Origin of the sequence: Aurantimicrobium minutum, from assembly GCF_002355535.1 — a bacterium.
GTDB classification, from domain to species: Bacteria; Actinomycetota; Actinomycetes; order Actinomycetales; family Microbacteriaceae; genus Aurantimicrobium; species Aurantimicrobium minutum.
Genome location: NZ_AP017457.1, coordinates 235,288 through 254,072, shown reverse-complemented (window position 1 = coordinate 254,072; position 18,785 = coordinate 235,288). Strand labels below are relative to the sequence as shown.

General features: G+C 54.1%; 12 protein-coding genes and 1 tRNA gene. 4 read left to right on the top strand and 9 right to left on the bottom strand.

What is annotated here, in order from left to right; all coding sequences use genetic code 11:
• Positions 1-77 precede the first annotated feature (77 nt).
• Both AUMI_RS01285 and AUMI_RS01280 read left to right on the top strand, forming a co-directional pair.
• Positions 78-281, top strand: coding sequence for a hypothetical protein (locus AUMI_RS01285; protein WP_096380449.1), 204 nt, complete (start codon positions 78-80; stop codon positions 279-281).
• Between the two features lie 2 nt (positions 282-283).
• Positions 284-1,009, top strand: a complete 726-nt coding sequence (locus AUMI_RS01280; protein WP_096380447.1) for a VIT1/CCC1 transporter family protein — start codon at positions 284-286, stop codon at positions 1,007-1,009.
• Here AUMI_RS01280 and AUMI_RS08135 read toward each other — a convergent pair.
• Positions 989-1,834, bottom strand: a complete 846-nt coding sequence (locus AUMI_RS08135) for a hypothetical protein (protein WP_172418227.1) — start codon at positions 1,832-1,834, stop codon at positions 989-991. The two genes, AUMI_RS01280 and AUMI_RS08135, sit on opposite strands and share 21 nt — an antisense overlap.
• 159 nt (positions 1,835-1,993) lie before the next feature.
• Between AUMI_RS08135 and AUMI_RS01265 the strand changes: the two genes are divergently transcribed.
• A complete protein-coding gene (locus AUMI_RS01265; RefSeq protein WP_148664036.1) occupies positions 1,994-2,728 on the top strand; it encodes an intradiol ring-cleavage dioxygenase in 735 nt (244 codons plus the stop codon).
• Positions 2,729-2,798: 70 nt separating this feature from the next.
• Here AUMI_RS01265 and AUMI_RS01260 read toward each other — a convergent pair.
• A tRNA-Lys gene (locus tag AUMI_RS01260) sits at positions 2,799-2,871 on the bottom strand.
• A gap of 264 nt (positions 2,872-3,135) precedes the next feature.
• On the opposite strand from AUMI_RS01260, the gene ald reads away from it, so the two are divergent.
• A complete protein-coding gene (ald, locus tag AUMI_RS01255; RefSeq protein ID WP_096380437.1) occupies positions 3,136-4,251 on the top strand; it encodes an alanine dehydrogenase in 1,116 nt (371 codons plus the stop codon).
• Here the strand turns inward: ald and AUMI_RS01250 are convergent.
• The 7 genes from AUMI_RS01250 to AUMI_RS01220 form a co-directional block, all read right to left on the bottom strand.
• A complete protein-coding gene (locus tag AUMI_RS01250) occupies positions 4,248-6,806 on the bottom strand; it encodes an FtsK/SpoIIIE domain-containing protein (RefSeq protein ID WP_096380435.1) in 2,559 nt (852 codons plus the stop codon). The genes ald and AUMI_RS01250 overlap by 4 nt on opposite strands.
• Before the next feature lie 66 nt (positions 6,807-6,872).
• Positions 6,873-7,397, bottom strand: a complete 525-nt coding sequence (locus AUMI_RS01245) for an FHA domain-containing protein (RefSeq protein WP_096380433.1) — start codon at positions 7,395-7,397, stop codon at positions 6,873-6,875.
• A gap of 102 nt (positions 7,398-7,499) precedes the next feature.
• Positions 7,500-9,698 (bottom strand): transglutaminase-like domain-containing protein, encoded by a 2,199-nt coding sequence (locus AUMI_RS01240; RefSeq protein WP_096380431.1) that lies wholly within the window; start codon positions 9,696-9,698, stop codon positions 7,500-7,502.
• Positions 9,695-10,954: a DUF58 domain-containing protein gene (locus AUMI_RS01235; protein WP_096380428.1), complete on the bottom strand. Its 1,260-nt coding sequence runs from the start codon at positions 10,952-10,954 to the stop codon at positions 9,695-9,697. Before AUMI_RS01235 ends, AUMI_RS01240 begins: the two co-directional genes overlap by 4 nt.
• Entirely contained in the window at positions 10,954-11,916 is a 963-nt protein-coding gene (locus tag AUMI_RS01230; RefSeq protein WP_096380426.1) for an AAA family ATPase, read from the bottom strand. The genes AUMI_RS01235 and AUMI_RS01230 overlap by 1 nt, the downstream gene beginning before the upstream one ends.
• A 29-nt stretch (positions 11,917-11,945) precedes the next feature.
• Entirely contained in the window at positions 11,946-17,618 is a 5,673-nt protein-coding gene (locus tag AUMI_RS01225; protein ID WP_096380424.1) for an Ig-like domain-containing protein, read from the bottom strand.
• Positions 17,619-17,674: 56 nt separating this feature from the next.
• Positions 17,675-18,781, bottom strand: coding sequence for a serine/threonine-protein kinase (locus AUMI_RS01220; RefSeq protein WP_096380422.1), 1,107 nt, complete (start codon positions 18,779-18,781; stop codon positions 17,675-17,677).
• Between the last annotated feature and the right edge of the window lie 4 nt (positions 18,782-18,785).

Sequence of the window (18,785 nt, the reverse complement as noted above, 5' to 3'; positions counted from 1 at the left end):
CGTATTGAGCCTAGGCGGGGCACCTGGGAAAACAGCCGAAAGGCGCGGGCGTGCCGACGAACCGGTAACCTTGAGACATGCGCAAGTTTTTATTCAATGCCAGTGTGCTCGGTGCCCTCTTCGGCGGCTTTACGGCACTGCGTGCCACATTGCGTGGCCCTCGCGACTGGCGTTTGATTCTTGTGTGGCTGGGATGGGGAATTTCTGTTGCCCTAGCCGTCGCTGATGTGGTGAAGGAAAGCCAGCAGGACGAGCTCGAGAACGAGCCTTACGACTTCTAACCATGATTTCGACTCCCCTTAAGGGTGCTGACCCCCACGAGTACGATCACTCTCACCCTGATCTCTCAGGTGGATGGCTGCGTGCTTCAGTATTCGGCGCCATGGACGGACTTGTCTCCAACATTGCCCTCATTGCGGGTATCGGCGCCGCAGGAGCAAGCCCTCAAACAGTTGTCCTCACCGGCGCTGCTGGTCTAGTTGCCGGTGCGTTCTCGATGGCTTTGGGCGAATATGCCTCGGTCAAGACAGCAAATGAACAGGTCGATTCAGAGTTAGAGATTGAGCGTCAAGCTCACGCTCGAAACCCGCAAGGTGAAGAAAACGAGTTGGTGCTTAACTTCATCGAAATGGGTATGACCGAGAAGACCGCGCAGTTCGCCGCTTCAGAGGTTCACCAAAACTCCGAACAAGCTGCGCGCATTCACATCACGCAGGAGCTGGGTGTTGATCCCGACTCCAAACCTTCTCCGTGGATTGCAGCGATGTCCTCCTTCGCGATGTTTGCAGCCGGGGCATTTATTCCTTTGATTCCCTATGCTCTCGGATTTGAATCTTTGTGGCTTGGTCTCGCAACAGGAGGTGTCGGCCTACTGGTTGCGGGAGGTATCGCTGCTCGGTTTACCCGGAAGTCTTGGTGGAAGAGTGCTCTGCGCCAACTTTTCTTTGGAGCGATTGCAGTAACTGCAACGTATCTAGTTGGTTCACTACTAGGCGTTGGTGCCGCTTAGTTTTTTTCGAACCAACAAAATTCCAATTCCGATGAGGCCAAGACCGCCAGTGGCGAATAGGAATATTTCCGGAGCTGAATCAGCTCCCGTGGTTGCCAAACCAGAATTGTTTTCTGTGGCTGGTGCAGGCGTCGCTGAAGCAGTTGGCTGTGGGCTATTGATAGCAGTGATTGAAATGAAAGAGGCTTCCTGCCAAGTCGTAGTCAATGTTCCGCCAGTACCGTTGGAGCCAGCAATGCCGTTGACTCCGGGGATGCCAGGCGCGCCAGGTACAGTGAATCCCATGTTCATTTCAGGACCGCCTGGAGCACCTCCAGTTCCACCAGTTCCGCCAAGGCCGGGCAAGACTTCGTAGATCGTGACCGAGCTAATGCTCAACACAGAAGATAAGCCGTCACCACCAGAAGTTCCGCTAGTACCAGCAACACCTGGAGCACCATTGGTGCCGTTTACGCCAGTTGAGCCACTAGTTCCAACAACGAATCTCAAAGACTGAACAGAACCAGAATTATTCGTGTAGGTGAAATCAGACTTGGCTCCTGATCCACCAACACCTCCAGTCCCGCCTTGGCCGCCAATTCCGCCCATCGCTCCTGAGCCACTACCACCGACCCCGCCGTTTCCACCGGCTCCACCATTTCCTGCTTTCATCACAAAAGAGATGGTCTGCCCAGCATCGAGAGTGCAAGTCAATGAACCCGAGCTGATTACTTGAACCGAACAGGGTTGTGCGGGTGCAGCAACGCTGGGCGTAGCGGTGAAAGTCATCACGAAGCTCGCACAAATCGCGGCAACTGAGATTGAATTTCTAGTGATTTTCAGCACGTGAAGACGCCTATCCTTTGAGGTTCTATTAGGTGCACAAAACAAATCCTCGTTATAAAACACCTTAGTTGCTGTTTGAATTCCGTATTGGGAAAACTCATAATTTCCCCATCAGATTTTCATAGCCCAGACATAGGAAATCCTCTTAGCGTGGGCAGCATGAAGAAAATTACCCTCGCCACTACCGGCTCCCTCCTGACTGTCCTTGCCTTGGCAGGATGCTCAACAACGGCATCAATGGACACAAGCCCTGCAACCATTGCTGTCTCGGCCTCCACTAAATCAACCACAACGGTTGATACCTCCGGCAACGCTGTGAACTGTGAAGGAAGTGTCCCCGCATCTCCATCTGTCACAGAAGGTCCCTATTACAAATCTGGTGACTTCGTTCGTTCAGACATCACAGAAGGACAAGCTGGACTTCCAATGACGTTGACATTGACCGTGGTAGACACGAATTGCCAGCCAATTCCCAATGCACGTGTAGATATCTGGCATGCCAATGCCCAAGGTCAATATTCAGGAGTAACTGATCCCAAGGAAGGTTGTGCTGATTGCGGCGATAAAACATTCCTTCGAGGCACTAAAACAACGAATGAAAAAGGGCAAGTCACATTCCAGACGATTTTTCCTGGATGGTATCCGGGGCGAACCGTGCACATCCACGTCAAAATTTGGGAAAACGGTTCCGAAGTACTGACGACACAGCTTTTTGTGACCAAATCTGATGCTGATACTGCTTTTGCAACTGCCGGATACAAGGGTGAGCAAAACACAACTAATGAGCAGGACAGAATTGCTCAGCAGCTGGGTTCACAGATTTCAAACCTGATGTTGACTAACAATTTCACTGGCAGCACTGTGAGCTCACAAGCTCAGATAGTGCTCCCCTAGTCCAATCATTCAGACCATCTCTTCCAGGGAAACAAAAAGACCACCTGGCGAGAGGTGGTCTGAATGTTTGTGCACCCCCCGGGACTTGAACCCGGAACCCACTGATTAAGAGTCAGTTGCTCTGCCAATTGAGCTAGAGGTGCAGTTGGTTCGAAATTGTGTTCCGAACCGAAAGACAACATTATCAGCACTAAGCGCGCTGGTCGAATTGAGTATTTGATGCTTTTTATTCGGCGCACAACCCCACAGAGTGTTTTGTTTGCCATTACGTGGAAACCATCGGTTTCAACCAATGAAATTACGAAATCCGTATGATTTTCATAAAAATACTTTCGATTTCGTCATTGGAAAAGATAAAGTAGTTGAGTACTCACCCAACGAGGGGTGAGCTCGATTCAGGAGATCCCATGAAGGTCGCAGTACCAACCGAAATCAAGAACAACGAGTTCCGCGTTGCAATTACCCCCGCAGGCGTTCACGAACTTGTTGGTAACGGACACGAAGTCCTCGTTCAGTCTGGAGCTGGTGTCGGCTCCTCGATCACCGATGAGGCATACAAAGCAGCTGGCGCAAAGATTGTTGCAACTGCTGAGGAAGTTTGGGCAGCAGCAGACGTTCTGCTCAAGGTTAAAGAACCCATTGCCAGCGAATACAAGTACTTCCGTGAGGGGCTCGTACTTTTCACCTACCTCCACCTTGCTGCTGAGCCAGAGCTCACCAAGGCACTGGTTGACTCCAAAGTCACCGCTATTGCATACGAAACCGTTCAGCTTCCCACCCGCCAGCTACCTCTGCTTGCTCCGATGAGTGAGGTTGCAGGTCGTCTTGCACCCATCTTGGGGGCGAACGTCATGCTCAAGCCCAACGGCGGTCCTGGCCTCCTGGTTCCCGGCGTTCCTGGAACCCACCCTGCAAAGGTTGTTGTTCTCGGTGGCGGTGTTGCTGGCACCAACGCTGTTCAGGTTGCAGCAGGTATGGGCGCAGAAGTAACTGTTTTGGACACCAACCTCTTCCGCCTGCGCGAGCTCGACGCCCTGTATGACGGCCGCATCAAGACCATCGCTTCGAACTCCTTCGAAATCGAGAAGGCCTGTCTTGAAGCTGACATGGTCATTGGTTCTGTCCTCATACCCGGTGCAAAGGCACCCAAGCTCGTCAGCAACGACTTGGTCAAACGCATGAAGCCAGGCAGTGTTCTCGTTGACATCGCTGTTGACCAGGGTGGTTGCTTCGCAGACACCCACCCAACCACTCACGCAGAGCCCACCTTCCAGGTGCACAACTCTCTGTTCTACTGCGTAGCCAACATGCCTGGTGCGGTGCCCAACACCTCCACCTACGCATTGACGAACGCTACCCTGCCTTACCTGCGCTCCATTGCAAACAACGGATGGCACGCAGCACTCAAGGCAGACCTCTCACTCCGCCTAGGTCTCAACACCCACGCTGGTGCTGTCACCAACGCTCCTGTAGCAACTGCTGTAGGCATGGAATACAGCGACTTGGACGCTATCTTCGCCTAAGTTCTCAACACAGCCCTCGTGGTGGAGCCATCAGGTTCAACCACGAGGGCTGTGTCGTTCTCGGAGTGAGGGAATAACCCTGATTTCAGACGTAATCCGCGTATCTCGCTTGGTGAACATCTGTCAAGAATGAGAAGTCCTGCTTCTCTCATTTCGGCGAGTTGAGCGTGGTTGAGCATCCACTCATCCGGTGTGCCAATAACTATAGGAAAGTTGACAGAAGGAGAGACGTTCAACGCTGATTTCAGCGCACTCACCCGATCCCCGTATGCCTTGGTCAAACTACTGATGAGGGAAGTTTTGCGGTGAGTAATCACCGCATACGAACATTCTTCTTCACAGATCATTTCTCCCCACTGACCTGACTCAGGCTGGAGGTCACCACCATGGACGAGTTGAATCTGATGGCCCCGCCAGAGGCCCCGACCTGGCTCAGATGCGCTGAGAAGCTGCAGTCGCATCGGGAACAAATCCACCAGTGCTTGAGTGCCGCGCGGGTTTTCTTTACTCCCAATAACGAAAACTGTGTTGCGTTGGGGCGCAAGCCGTACACATTTCATCAGTGAAGCAAGAAATTGCTCACGATGTTCCAGGCCAAAACAATCGAGGAGATGATCAAGATCTTCAATGAAAACCTTTGATCCTTCTCGAAGGAGAGACTCTGGCTCCTCGACGACAGCGTCCCACGCAATCTCACTATCTCGCAGCACCAAGCCACCTAATTGGGAGTGCAGTGAGGCCACTGCGCAACTCACTCCTGAACGTGCAGGACCAGTAACGAGGAGGTTTCCGTCTTGGTGTGGGATGTACGGGGTCCAGTCCTGAGCTTGATTTTCTGGGATATCGAGTATCCCCAGCCAGGCTGAGTTTTCAAGAGGTGGTGGCATCTCAGAGGATGCAATCTCTCGCGGTAGTTCTGGCTTCCACGGCACATGCTGTTCCCATAACGGTTTCTCATCAAGCCAGCGTTGAGACTTTTTCAAGACTGCATGGAGGTCTTCATCAGTGGTTCTAGCTGCCTGGAATTCAGTGAGCGGGACCTCAGTTCCTTGGATGAGGGCGCGACCTGGAATATGGGGCAGATTGTAGGCATCCTCAACACCAAGTAACGTATGCGAATCTGCCTTGTCAGAAACACGGAAACTAACCCTGAGCGAACAGTTTGCCAATATTGCGTCAGTGATGACTCCACCGGTTCGCTGGCTTGAGAGGATGAGATGCATCCCGAGGGAACGCCCTCTCGCTGCCACATCTACAAACAAAGCTGCACACTCGGCGAAAGATTCCGCGAGCACTCGATACTCGTCCACCACAATGAGCAAGCGAGCAAGCTCCACCTTCTCGGGTAATTCTGAAATATCTGCAACACCCGCCTCGGCGAGGACGTGCTCCCGGTAACGAATCTCTGCCTGTAGTGAAGAGATTGCTCGACGGGTTTGATGCGGAGTGAGGTCAGTGAGAACGCCAGCGACGTGCGGTAGGTCTTTCACACGAGAAAAACCTGCTCCCCCTTTGTAATCAATGAGAAGAAGGGAAAGCCGCTGTGGCGAATACATCGAGGCAAGGCTGAGCACCCATGACAGCAAGAACTCTGTTTTGCCAGAGCCTGTCATTCCTGCAATAACAGCGTGAGGCCCTGCCTGAACTTGATCCAGTAACAGCGGATGTTCATGTTTCCTCCCCAGGCAGGCCAGCAAAGAATCCCGAGAATGCTCCCATTCTGACGACCTATTGATGACGGCAGGAACTGAACTCGGAATAGTTGATACAGGAGTATGTCGCGCCTGAGCCGCAACACTTTCGGCATTCAGCAGTGTGATGATTCTGTTTGACTCTGCTCGGGTGAGCAAATCAACCTGAAGCTCCACATCACGAATAAGTGGGTCCACAACATCACGAAGGACGGCTCTGCCTCTGTTAATGGTGAGGAGGTATCGAACGCCACTGGGCAACACCTCAGAAGCATCCACGCGATGAAGGATTACGTCAGCAGGCTGGTGATTCGAACTTGCGAACTGGTCGAGTTCCGGCTCTCCACCAACGCTCCACCCCATCTTGGATGCTTCGGAGAGCCCCCACGTCCACAACAACTGGAAACCCATTGCCCTTAAGGCTGAGCGCGCCTCGACCTCATCGCCACACACGGCAATCCCTGAATGCGCATCAACCACGACTGGTTTTCCCTCACGAAGCGCAAGCCCAATTCGAATCAGGCGCTGGGTTCCCTCTGGCTGTGCTGATGCAGCCCAGGCAGGTCTGAGATTGTTGGTGGGTAAAGCCCACTGGCTAGCTGCCGGATATTTCAGAATGAGTTCATCACGCTCAGCTTGGCGCTGTTCGAGCTCTCGAGCACGCTGAGTTATTTCTTCCTCGTCGTCGTTTTCTTGTTTGAGTTTTTCTGACTTTCTGGCCTGCAGTTTGCCATCGGCAAACTGGGCCAGCGCCATGATGGGCCCCAGCAGAGCAAATAACAGGGTGTAGGCAGAGCCTGTTACCAACCAGAGAATGACACTTGTGACGATGGGTGCAAGGAGGGCAAAGATAGGGAAACGCATTCGAGCACTTCACCACATTCATACTGGCTCGATGTTCCATTCACCCTCGTGTGGGGATAACTCGCCCTAGGTGATAGTGAGGTGGAGATCTCCAATATCCACGCGTGTTCCGCGAACGACCGTGTAACGAGTTCCAGGCTGTGCGCGACGGGGAACAACACCGGGTTCACGAATGATGGAACCATTGCCACTGTTACGGTCGCTGATCCACAGTTCAGCACCCTCAACACCAAACTCAAGATGTGTTTTTGAGACGGACCGGCCCGGATCAGTCACAACAATGAGGTGCTCAAATTCTTCACCCTCACCAGGTTGGGGCATGCGTCCAAGAAGGGCGCTCTGGGTGATGTCGACACTTTCACCGGTTGCCAAAGTAATGGTGAAAGAACTCACGGTTGCCAGCTCAGCCTCGGTGGCAAAACGGGGCGGTTCAACAACTGCTACAGGTGGCGCATCAAAAAGTTCTGACAGGTCATTACCGTCAATTCTTTCCACGATATTGGTGGATGTGGTGACCGAATCTGGTTCTGCGGCAGGAATGAAAGACTCTGCCGGCGGGATGGATGCCTCAGGTTCACGAGGTTGCACCACAGGAACACTCTGTGTTCTCGCTAACGAACTTCCACATTCACCACAAAACAGCGCACCGGCTGGCAACGCACTGTGACAAACCTCACACTCCATACTGCGATGTTACCGGCGCTTGGGAAGCCAGCTGGTCAAGCGGGCCCAGGGAATGTTGAAAGAACGCAGGGAGATTCGTGCCCGGATACGTTGCCATCTAGTGCGTTCTCGAGCTATTTCATCGCTGAGCTGATCAACGTCAGTCCACGCACGCAGTACTTCACTCTCACTCACTTTTTCACCTGAATACTGTGCCGTGTCTGCAAGGACAGCAACAGCTGTTGCTGCGTGTATTCCTGTTTCTTCTGCAATCTCGCGGCGAGTATTTGATGCTGGGGCTGCCGTGCCGTTATCAACGAGCACATCCCGGAGTTCTTCCCAGGCTCCCAAGACTTGCTCCTGGCTTGTGGCAGCTGTGAACCTCTTGTTTCGTCGTCTGCGCTTGAGGAACACGATGGAAAGGAGCGGCGAGGCAAGAATGCCCAGCCACAGCAGTGTCCAGGCAACGCCAGAGATGATGGCCAGAACAGTCTGCAACACAGGGTCTACTGTGTTGGGCTGTTCTTCTTGCGCCGCCTCGGCAGAGGCACTGTCGTTGAGTTGAGGTTCTTCCTGGGCAGGAGGGTCAGCAGCAGTTTGTGGGAATGCCACCTCAGTTGGGTCTTGTGGTTGCTCGTCCGGAATGGGACGCTCAGCCGGATTGGTGTTGATGGCAACCCATCCCTGGCTTGTAGAAACTTCAATCCACGCGGTCATATCTGCCCCAGTGAAGGTCAGTGCTGACTGTGCACTGGATCCTTCCGGAGCAATGAAGCCCATCACGACCCGTGCCGGGAAACCAAGTTGGGTTGCAATCAACGCTGCGGCGGTGGAATATTGCTCAGCATCGCCAACCATGGGAGTTGCCGCAAATAAGGCTGCGATGCGGTTGGCGCCGTGACCTGACGCACTAGGGACTTCACCAGGACCGCCGTGGCTGATATACCCTTCAGTCATCAGAGCTGTCAGGGAGGCTTGTAACCGCTCACCTGCTGAGGTTTTCCCCTTGGCAGTGGTGGCAACGAAAGCATCGAGTCCATCTGGAATCACCGCTGGGGCAGGAACGATGGCCTCTCCAGGTGTCAGCGAAGCCAACGCATCAACATTGACCATCTCACCCTCGTGAGCAACAGTGGTGTAACTGTCGCCAGAGGCCAAACCTGTTATAAGAGCTCCTGTTTGAGATGGACGACTGTAGTAAAAACTATCTGTCAAACTTCGAGCATTGGATCCTGTAAAGGACAGCGAACCCAGAGCACCGGGAAGTGGAACCCAGGGTCCCGTGAGTTGATCAATGGTGATCTCAGCAGAAACTTTTTGTCCCGAGGAAGAATCAACTGGTAGCGAACCTGGAATTTTGGTGAAGTCCGCGGCCACACCACCGACCGAATAGAGCACTCCGGTGTAGTTATCGAGCGTGGCCAGAGAAAGACGTTGACCAGCTTCCAAACCTGTCACAGTCAACAGTTCTGCAGATTGCTGATTTCCGGTGACGTAGTTTCGATACTCCGAGAGTGGGCTCGTGTCATCTTGAAGAACAAAAGGCTGTTCAATTTCGGTGCGCCACACACTGCGGTTCGTAATAGGAACTACAACAACAATGGCTGATGCCACAACCGCTGCCAGAACAACAACACCTAAAGACCTGAATCCTGCCCGGGTGTTTGTGCTCCGCCCTGCAGCAAACCACAGCGCAATGAGAACAAAGACGCCAACGGTGACCACAATGCTGGCAAAGCTTCTGCTAGGACCTAACCAAATAGAGGTTCCAAGCGTGAGCAACGGGACCACTGCTGCCCAGTTCGAACGTGCCCGGTTACGTGGGAGACGAAGCGATAACACCGTGGCGAGCAGAACACCACAGAGCGACAAAATAAACGCTGGAACCAGAAGCGCCTCATAGGATCCCACGGGAGGCATAACCGTGACGAGCTGCTTCCAGGAAAGCACCACCGCGGTAATGAGAGAAAGCTCACCCTGAAGCGTGGGAAGAATGCCAAAAAGTGCCTGGCTGGGAATGGCTACAGGAACTCCAACGAGTAAATATGCCCCCACAGTTGCCAAGACGGTTGCGAGAACCGACCATGATCTGCGGGCAGAAACTAATGCAATTAGAGCACCGAGTAGCCCACCAACGACCACAGCGACAATAAACGCAGGTGTTTGGTACACCGGCCATAACGGAACCAGTGAGACCACTACTGCGAGAGCGAGAAAGAGTGCTCTCATGCCAGTGTCATCCTTTTACCCAGCAACTGCTGAACGTCATCGAGACGTCCGATAGTGGCCACAGTGAGGCGCCCCATGCGACGAGTTTGCGGGGAAGCTTCCGGTGCACAGCTCAAAATCACAACCTCAACACCCGCAGGGAAAGCAATCGAGGCTGAGTGAAGCGTCTTGGACTCAACAGTTGGGCCAGTCACCACAAAAGCAATTGAGACATCCGCGGCTTGTACAGAAGCTAGACGTGAAAGCTCAACAATGTTGGGGCTTCCCTCCTGGAGATGAATGCCTGAGAGCTCATCGAGCAGACGATCCTTTGAGACAGTTGAGAGCCCTCGGACACGATTGACTGCCGGCCTTTCAGCGCGGCGGCGGGAAGCTAACTCGCGTGCAGCTTCACGCAATGCACTGAGCCGCCCCGTTGGTTGAGGCCTGGCATCAGCGCTCACCAACACGGAAAGATCTCGGGTGTCACGAATCGCCCGAACGCCCAAGGACGCTGCCGTGCTGACAGCGAGTTCAAAATCATCATCCCCTGCATAGGCAGCTGGGTCAGTATCCAAGGCAATCATCAGGTGGGAGCGACGAGTTTGCTCAAACTGTCGGACCATGAACTCCCCGGTTTTTGCGGTGGATTTCCAGTGAATATTGCGGCGATCGTCCCCTGGAACATATTCACGCAAGGCGTGAAAGGACAGGTCACTATCGGTGAGGTCTTTCGTGGGATTTCCTTCAAGATCTCGAACGAAACCTGTGCTCATACTCAGTAATCCGATAGTGCGTGGGTGAATGAATAGCGTGCGCGGTTCGCCATGCACGACCTCGCGAGATACCAACCCCAGTGGGTCTTGACGCACAACACGAGCAGGACCTACCTGCACCATGCCACGGTGTTCAGTCGGAATAGGTAACGATATGTCTTCATGAGCACTCTTACGAAGACGCCCCACCTGCGTTTCAACCTGAGAGTCCCCCACTGGAACAAAAACATCTAATCCCATGAGGGAGTGCGAAGTGGGGTTGCGAACACTGACGATGAGTTGCGCTTCATCGCCGACGACGACGCGTTCATGCGCAAGATGGAAAGAAACCTCGTGGGCATGGCGGAAGAGTGCATACAGCGATGCGAACCCGAAAGTAACGACCCCTGCAACACCTAAGCCAATGAGTTCAATCCAGCCCAGCGAAGCACCAACAATAAGGCAGAGTAGGGCTGCAACAGCCCAACCCCACCCTCTGAAGGTGACTACGCGAAGAAACATTAGGCGGCAGGTGCTCCCACGGGAAGATCAATCAAAATCTTGCCCACAACATTGTTCGCAGTAACACCATCAAACTCTGCTTCAGGATCGAGCACGAGGCGGTGTGAGAGAACAGAGTCGGCAAGCGCTTTAACATCATCAGGTATGACGAAGTGTCGTCCCTGTGATGCAGCGTGGACACGTGAGGCGGCAATCAGTGCGAGTGCTCCACGAACTGAAGCACCCAGGCGGACCTCGGGGGCAAAGCGGGTTGCTTCGACAATGCGCGAAACGTAGTCATTGATTTCAGCATCCACGTGAACGGTCTTGGCCAACTCGATGAGCTTGACCACCATCTCTGCAGGAACGACTCCGTCGAGTTCTCCGTTTTTTTTCTTTGCTGAGCCTTCCAGAATTTGCATAGTTGAGGCGTGGTCAGGGTATCCCAACGAGGCTTTCATCAAGAAGCGGTCGAGCTGTGCCTCAGGTAGTCGGTAGGTTCCTGCTTGTTCAATCGGGTTCTGGGTGGCAATAACCATGAAAGGTTCGCCCGTGGGGTGTGTCACGCCATCAACGGTGACGTGGTGTTCTTCCATCACTTCGAGCAGTGCTGACTGAGTTTTGGGGCTGGCGCGGTTAATTTCGTCAGCGAGGACGATGTTGGAGAAAATCGGGCCTTTGTGGAATTCAAAGGCGCCTTTTTTCTGGTCAAAGATGCTCACACCGGTGATGTCACCGGGGAGAAGGTCCGGGGTGAACTGAATACGAGAATGGGATCCCTGGACACTTTGTGCCATGGCCCGAGCTAGGGAGGTCTTTCCTGTGCCGGGGTAGTCCTCCAGGAGGAGGTGCCCACCGCTGAGCATGGCGGTGAAGGCGAGGCGAACTGTTCGGTTCTTGCCCAGGAGTACCTGTTCCACGTTTTCGACCAGTTTGTCGAAGACTTTCTGGAACCCGGCTGCTTGTTCGGGTTTCATGCTCATGGTGTGCCTTTCAGTGGGTGGTGCTGTGTTTAGTTCTGGGTTGGAATGTAGATGGGGGCTGGGGTGCCGCTGGAGGTGGAGCCTTCAGCACCACACTCCCCTGCTGCTGTACATCCGCGAATAAGAACAGTCTGGCCTGAACCACCTGTTCCTCCCGCTTGGAAATACGCAGTACTGGGCAATTGGTATTCGGTTGCACTTGCTGAGGTGAGATCAACCCAGGTCGTTCCGACTTTGATTTGCCAGAGTGTGATGGCTCCCTGCATGGATGCCACTGTTGGTGACGTGATGCGAAGCGTGAAGGGTTGGCCGTTGTTGCTCGAGCTACAGACGGTGCCGGGGGTTCCCGAGCCGTCAACAATACATTCTGCGCTGAGGTAGCTTGCCGCTCCCGGAATGCGCTGAGTGATGGTGACGCTAGTGGTTTGTGCAACACAACTGAAGCCGTTGGTGGCGTAAACAACGTAATAGTAGGTGCCCAGAGGTTTCGTGGAGGAGTCATCCCAACTGGTTGCACTTCCCACATTCTGTGTGCCACTTGCTGGGTTGGCTGGGCAGGCTCCGTCGCTGAAACTCGTGGGGCCTCCCTTGACGTAGTAGGTGAGCGAACTCGCTCCGTTAGGGCCTACGGGGTTCCAACTCAGAGTTGTTTGTCCCTGGGCGCCTGTTTGTGTGGCAACTAATCCACCTGCAGGTTGTGGTGCACCGATAGCAACAACTGAACCAGAGGTTGTGGAGTTCCAAGTGTCGGTATCGGCATTGTTTTTCGCGGTTACGCGAGCAACATAGGAGTGTCCTGGAGATAGCCACAGCGTGGGCAGGCTTGTGACGCTTGCAGGCTGTTCATAGGTGGCTCGAACTGTTGTTCCGTCTTCAATGATGGTCACAACATAGACGCTGACGGGGCTGCCTCCTGCGGGTGTTCCCACAGCACTCCAAGAAACGTTGATGCCACCACCTTCGGGGTGCGCGGGGTCAAATCCTGCGGTTGTGATGTTGACTTGTGCAGGTCCTGCCGGAATAACATCGGCACTCAGTGGCTCACTCCAGCTGCTTACCAGTGAGGTGCCGATGGCGTTCGTTGCACTCACCGTAAAGCGGAAGCGCTGTCCGGTGGGCAAACCATCGAGCGAACAGACGGTTGAGGTGCATTCTTTGCGATAACCCGCATCGCTTTCGACGGTGTACTTCGTTATTGGAGAATTATTGGCTGCCGGTGCTTGCCAGGACAGGGTGAGATTTCCTGAAACAAATCCAGCAGCGCGCGTTGGTGCTTGAGGCGCGGAGGGAACGTCTTGAACTGAAATGTTGATGACACCCCAAACATAGCGGTCTGGATCGTTGGTGGCATCAGCAACCTCATATTCCAGCGTGGTGTCGCTGGGGTCAGCGTTGGCAGAGACGGTGACCGTCAGCGTGGATTTATCCGCTGAGGGTGTCACCGTTACACCCGGTGGAATGTTGCCGTTGTTAAGGCCTCGCACGGCAAGAACTTTGAGCGGCTGCCCTGGGAAGGGGTTGGTTGCTTGATCGTTAGCCAAGACATCAACAGTTTGGGTTTCTCCACGCTTGGCAACAATGCTGTCCGTGACAGGAATGGCAAGGGGTCTGGTTGAGGGCACAATTCTGACGATAATTTGTCCAGGTGAACCCTCAGCCACCTTGTCTTTGACGGTGACAGTGAGGGAAACAGTTTTTCCCTTGACGGCATCATCGCTTGCTTTGAGAGTGAGGGTTTGACCACTAAGCGTGGCAGTGACGCCGGAGCCATCTCCGCTGACGGTGTATTCGAGTTCATCCTGATCATCGACGTAGGGGTATCTCGTGACACGGACGAGATCAAGGGTTTTCTCTTGACCAGGTTCTAAATCAATGTTGGCACCGAGCATAACCGGTGGCATATTTTCTCGAGGTGTCACTGTAATCGGCAACACGATGGTGGCGGTGTGTGCTCCCGGGGAAGTTGCCGAGTCGCCGTCGGTGACTTCGAAGGAAATTGAGGCCGGACCAAAATAGCGGTCTTTACTGGTGTACGTCAGGGTGGTGTCGTTGACCACCAAGCGTGAACCGTCAGCATGTGTGGCACGCACGGTGTTGCTATCGGTCAGCTTGACGGTCTTTCCTAAGGCTGCGATGACGTAGTCATTGATGTCAATGCGCAGTGTTTGTTCACTGACGACAGTCAGTGGTTTGACACCTTTCTTGCGCTGTGGCAGAGCATCATCGGTTCCTGGAACCCAAATGAAGGCGGTGGAGCTCACGGTGGGGTCTTCAGGATGTGCAACCGTGAAGGGAATGATTTGAGAGGTTTCTTGAACCTGAACACGAACCGTGTTGCTGGAGATAACTCGAGCAGTGGATCCGTAACCGCTCACGATTGTGGGCCGCAGTGAAGAAACGGGGCCATCTGCGAAGAATGCTCCCTTGAGCACGTTCACATCTACTGAAGTTTGATCCAAAATATCTGACAGACTCACCACAGCATCCGAGATCACAGGGCGTGAGAGCGGAGCCTGCGTTTGAACATCAACAGTGATGAAGTTGGAAGCAGTACCTGCAAGATCATTTTCGATCTCATAGACCAGGCCATAGCGTCCCGGTGTCATCGGTGCAGTGATCTTGACGAGATCTCCCACGATCTCTGCGGAAACAGAGTCATCCTGTGGGGTCACAGAAACAAGAGTGAGCGGACGTCCGTCAGGATCACTGTCGTTTTGTAGTGCACGAACATAGACGGTGTATCCAGGGCGTGCCGTGACCGTATCGGCTATCGCGACAGGATTGCGCCCACCAGCCAAAGGTTCTGCAATACCCACACGGATTGATGCACTGGCTTGAGCACCCAATGCATCGACAACGGAGTAACTGAACGTGTCGGTTCCGGTGGCATAGGCGGATGCCTCGTACTCAATCCAATCACTGCCCACAGCAGCAATTGAGCCCTTTTCGGGGTTGGTATCTAAGCCGACAAATTGAACAGAGTCACCATCGGGGTCAATGCCCACCAGCGGTATAGGAATTCTCACTGTTTGCCCCGACATGGCACGGGCTGTCACGGTGCGTGGGGTGGGCGCCTGGTTAGTGTCTTGGTCTATCGCGCGCACTGAGATTGTTACCGTGCCGCTGGCCCATTGACCATTATCTGCATTGACTCGATACACCGCCGAGTAGGTTCCAGGGTTGCTGCCTGCTAAGAATCTCAACTGATTGCCCGAGGTAAAGAGCAGACCAGCACCAGAAGGAACATCCTGGTCTAGCTTGGCCGCCAGGGTGAGCTGGCCGCCGTCCGGGTGAATATCGTTCGCGAGAACAGGGATACTGATGACATCTCCAACGCGCACGGCAACAACATCGGGGACTGCAACCGGCGCTTGCGCGATGGTGGGGGCAGGTGTTTGCACCACCGTGACGGTGCCCTCGCTTTGTGAAACTCCGTTGCTGATGCGGTATCCGAATGCCACTGCCGCATCGAGGGGTTTGGTCAAGGTGACGCGAAGAATGCGATGATCCACAACTTCAACCTGAATGCCTGAATCAAAAGGAATATTGGTCACACCCGTGACAACAAGAACACCACCTGATGGATCACGGTCGGTTGCAGTGACATCGACTGTGCGGGTCTGTTGCAACGGAACATACACAGCATGCGCAGCAGTTATCGGTTGAGCAGAAACTTCCGGCGGGTCAATCACGTCAATACGCACTAATCCAGAACCGGTGACGTCTCCATCGGTGACGGCATAGGTGACATAACTGGAACCAGTCCGTGACGCAGTGACCGAGAAGGAGAAGTCAGCAAAGTCGGGAACAATATCCAATCCTGGAACTGCAGGAACACCCGTCAGACTCAACACTCCAGATCCACCGCGCACATGAGGTGACGGGTTGATGGTGATGGGTTGTCCAGCGATGGCAATAACAGCGAAGGCATCAGCGACGATGGGGACTTGTCCTGGTGCTCGAACATTGATTTGCACAGCACCAAAGCCAGTGGCTCGGCCATCAGAGACCTCGAGGGCTACCTGCTTGAGTCCACCGCCACCGCGGCCAGAGTCGGTGAAGGCTACGCGGCCTGCTGGGGTGTAAGAGAGGGAATCGGGGGCGTCCACGGTTGCCGAGGCCACAAAGATGGCATCCCCGTCGGGATCAATCCAGTCCTCCAACACGTTGACGATAACCTGGCCACCTGTTGCCACGTTGGTTCGGGTTGGACGTGCTTGAACAGGCGGTGAGTTCTCGCTCTCTGGACGGATGTTGAGTGTGACGGTGGCAGAGGCCTGTCCACCGCGACCATCAGAGATGCTGTAGTCAAACTGTGTGGTTCCAGAAGCATCTGGCGCCAGGCGCACCATGACTTGGCTGCGGTCCGCATTGATAAAGATCTCCCCCAGCGCTGCTGGAATGGAGGTAACAGTATCAATAACCAGAGCATCCCCGTTGGGGTCATAGTCATTGAGCAAAACCGGAAGCGAGGTCACTCGGCCCGGGCGCGCACCTAAATCATCATCAACTGCAACCGGTGGTTGCGGATCCTTAGCGAACTCTGGGGCATCAGCATTATTTGTTTGAACAACCTGTTGCTCTAGTGCTTGCTGTTCGAGCAAAGTATCCCAGTTATCGATCAGCCTGACCCCGCCTTGGACAGCCCAGACCAGTCCGTTCAGCGCATCATTGAGGGCAATGACCTGGTCGCTGACACGAAAGACCAACTCTGCACTGCCGGCCATAGATTCCGCATTGTCAGTGGATTCTTCTGCAGCACCGCATTTGGACCACACCGTTCCACCTGACCAGGCAGCAAAGGCACACTCACCGTGGATGACCGCCGATGCGGGACGGCCCTGAGCTGTAGCAACAGAGCTGAAGATTTCTGCGCTATCTAAATTGATAACGGCGAGGCCTGCTGTGTGAGAAACCAGTATCGAGGAGGAACCAGAAACTGAGGTGATGCTGTTTCCTGATGCTTCTACACCGCGTGTGCTGGGCTGTTGCAAAACTGCCTGCCCCACATCGAAAGAGGCAGAGCTCAGGTCAATAATGCGGCCTTGGGTGTAAAGGGTTGCGGTTTGTTGATCCAACACCGCCCAGCGTTCCCCAATCAGGGTGATCTGGAGTTTCCCCGCGGTGAGCTCAGCATCGAGTTGCTGGATTTCTGGGGTAACTGAGCTGGTGGTGTTGATTGTGGACAACGTACCCAACGAGGCACTGACCCCAACAAGGTAGCCGGTGCTGGAAACTGCCACAACAGAATCCGCTCCGACGGTGAAGTTTGCTGGCTGAGTTTTCGCATCGAAATTCGACAGGGTTGCCGCAGGCAACACCCACACATCTCCGGTTGCTGGTGCATGCAAGATGACGTTGTCTCCGGCGAGCGCGGCATAGGTGACATCTTGCGGAAGTGGAATGCTTTCAGCGACGTCACCGGTGGCCTGATCGACAATATCCAGTGACCTGGTTGCATCGTTGATGAGGAACACGTGTGAACTGTTTTGAACCAGATCCATTTGTGCGGAGTCGGTCGTGAGCACGGTGTTGAGTTCGAACACTTTTGTGTTGGCTCTACCGATTGCTTGTTTATCCCCGTTGGTCACCCACACAGCACCGTCATCGAGATTGACGCGCTGTGCTTGGTATCCAGTTGCCAGGATTGAACCGACAACCAACATGGCTAGCGCCGCAAGAGAAGCGGTCCATTTGAGCACAGTTCGCCTGCGGGGACTTATTCCCCGCAGTGTGGCGAACCAGCGACGAAGCATGGTTATTGCGCCACCACGATCACGACAGTGGTGATGACAGCTATCAGCGCAGCTGCCGAACCGAGCACGCTCCACAGCAGTCGGCGTCGACGCTTACTGGCAACAAGGGCCAGTTCATCGCGTTGCGCGGGTGTTCCGCTATATCCAGCACGACGCCAGCTTGGGCTGGCGTGGGCATCAAGCGGGGCAAGCATGGTGCGGTCATTGTCGTTGATGACGATGGCGTTTGATCCCCATTCGTCTCCGACGACATCCAGGGGTGTTTGAGCTAATCCCATACTGGTTTCAACCTGTTGGAGTTCGCGCGCAAATTCCACCGCAGAGTGTTGTCTGTCGATGGGGTTTTTACTCAATGCTTTGAGCAGGAGAGCCTCGAGTTGGGGTGGAACATCGTCGCGTCCGATGGGTTGTGGTTTGGATTTGAGAATGCGGCCGGCTAAGTGTCCTGGTGAATTGTCTTTCCCGGGCACTTCGAAGGGACTGCGTCCGGCCAACAACGAGTAGACAGTTGCACCCAGAGCCCAGATTTCTGAAGCTGTGGTGCCGGTGGTGGTTTCTCTGATGACCTCTGGTGCAGACCAGGGAACAGAAAGGCCTACAGCCGTTGTGTTATCTCCTTGGTAGACCGAGGAAGCGATACCAAAGTCGCTCAAGACAGGGTGACCATATGCGGTGATGAGTATGTTTCCTGGTTTGATATCTCGATGCAGGACGTTTGCTCGGTGTGCGGTTTCTAACGCTGCGGCGATCTTGATTCCGGTACGTAGTGCTTCTGCTACCGGGAGAGTTTCGGCACGAAAGCGTTCGCCATATCCAGAATTACACACCTCGGTGACCAGATAAGGCCTGCCATCTGAGCTCACGCCTGCTTCAAAGACACTCAAAATGGCTGGGTGAGTACTCAGTTGTGACATGAGCTGAGCCTCCGATTGGAACATGTCACGAACACGAGGGTTGACTACTTCGGGGAGCAAAACCTTGATGGCCACATTGCGCCTGGGCAATTGCTGTTCATACAAAAAGACGTCAGCGAATCCACCTGAGCCCAATACTCGAACAAATGTGAAGCCAGAAAGCACGGGTGGGGTTGAGGGTAGACGTCTAGCCATCTGG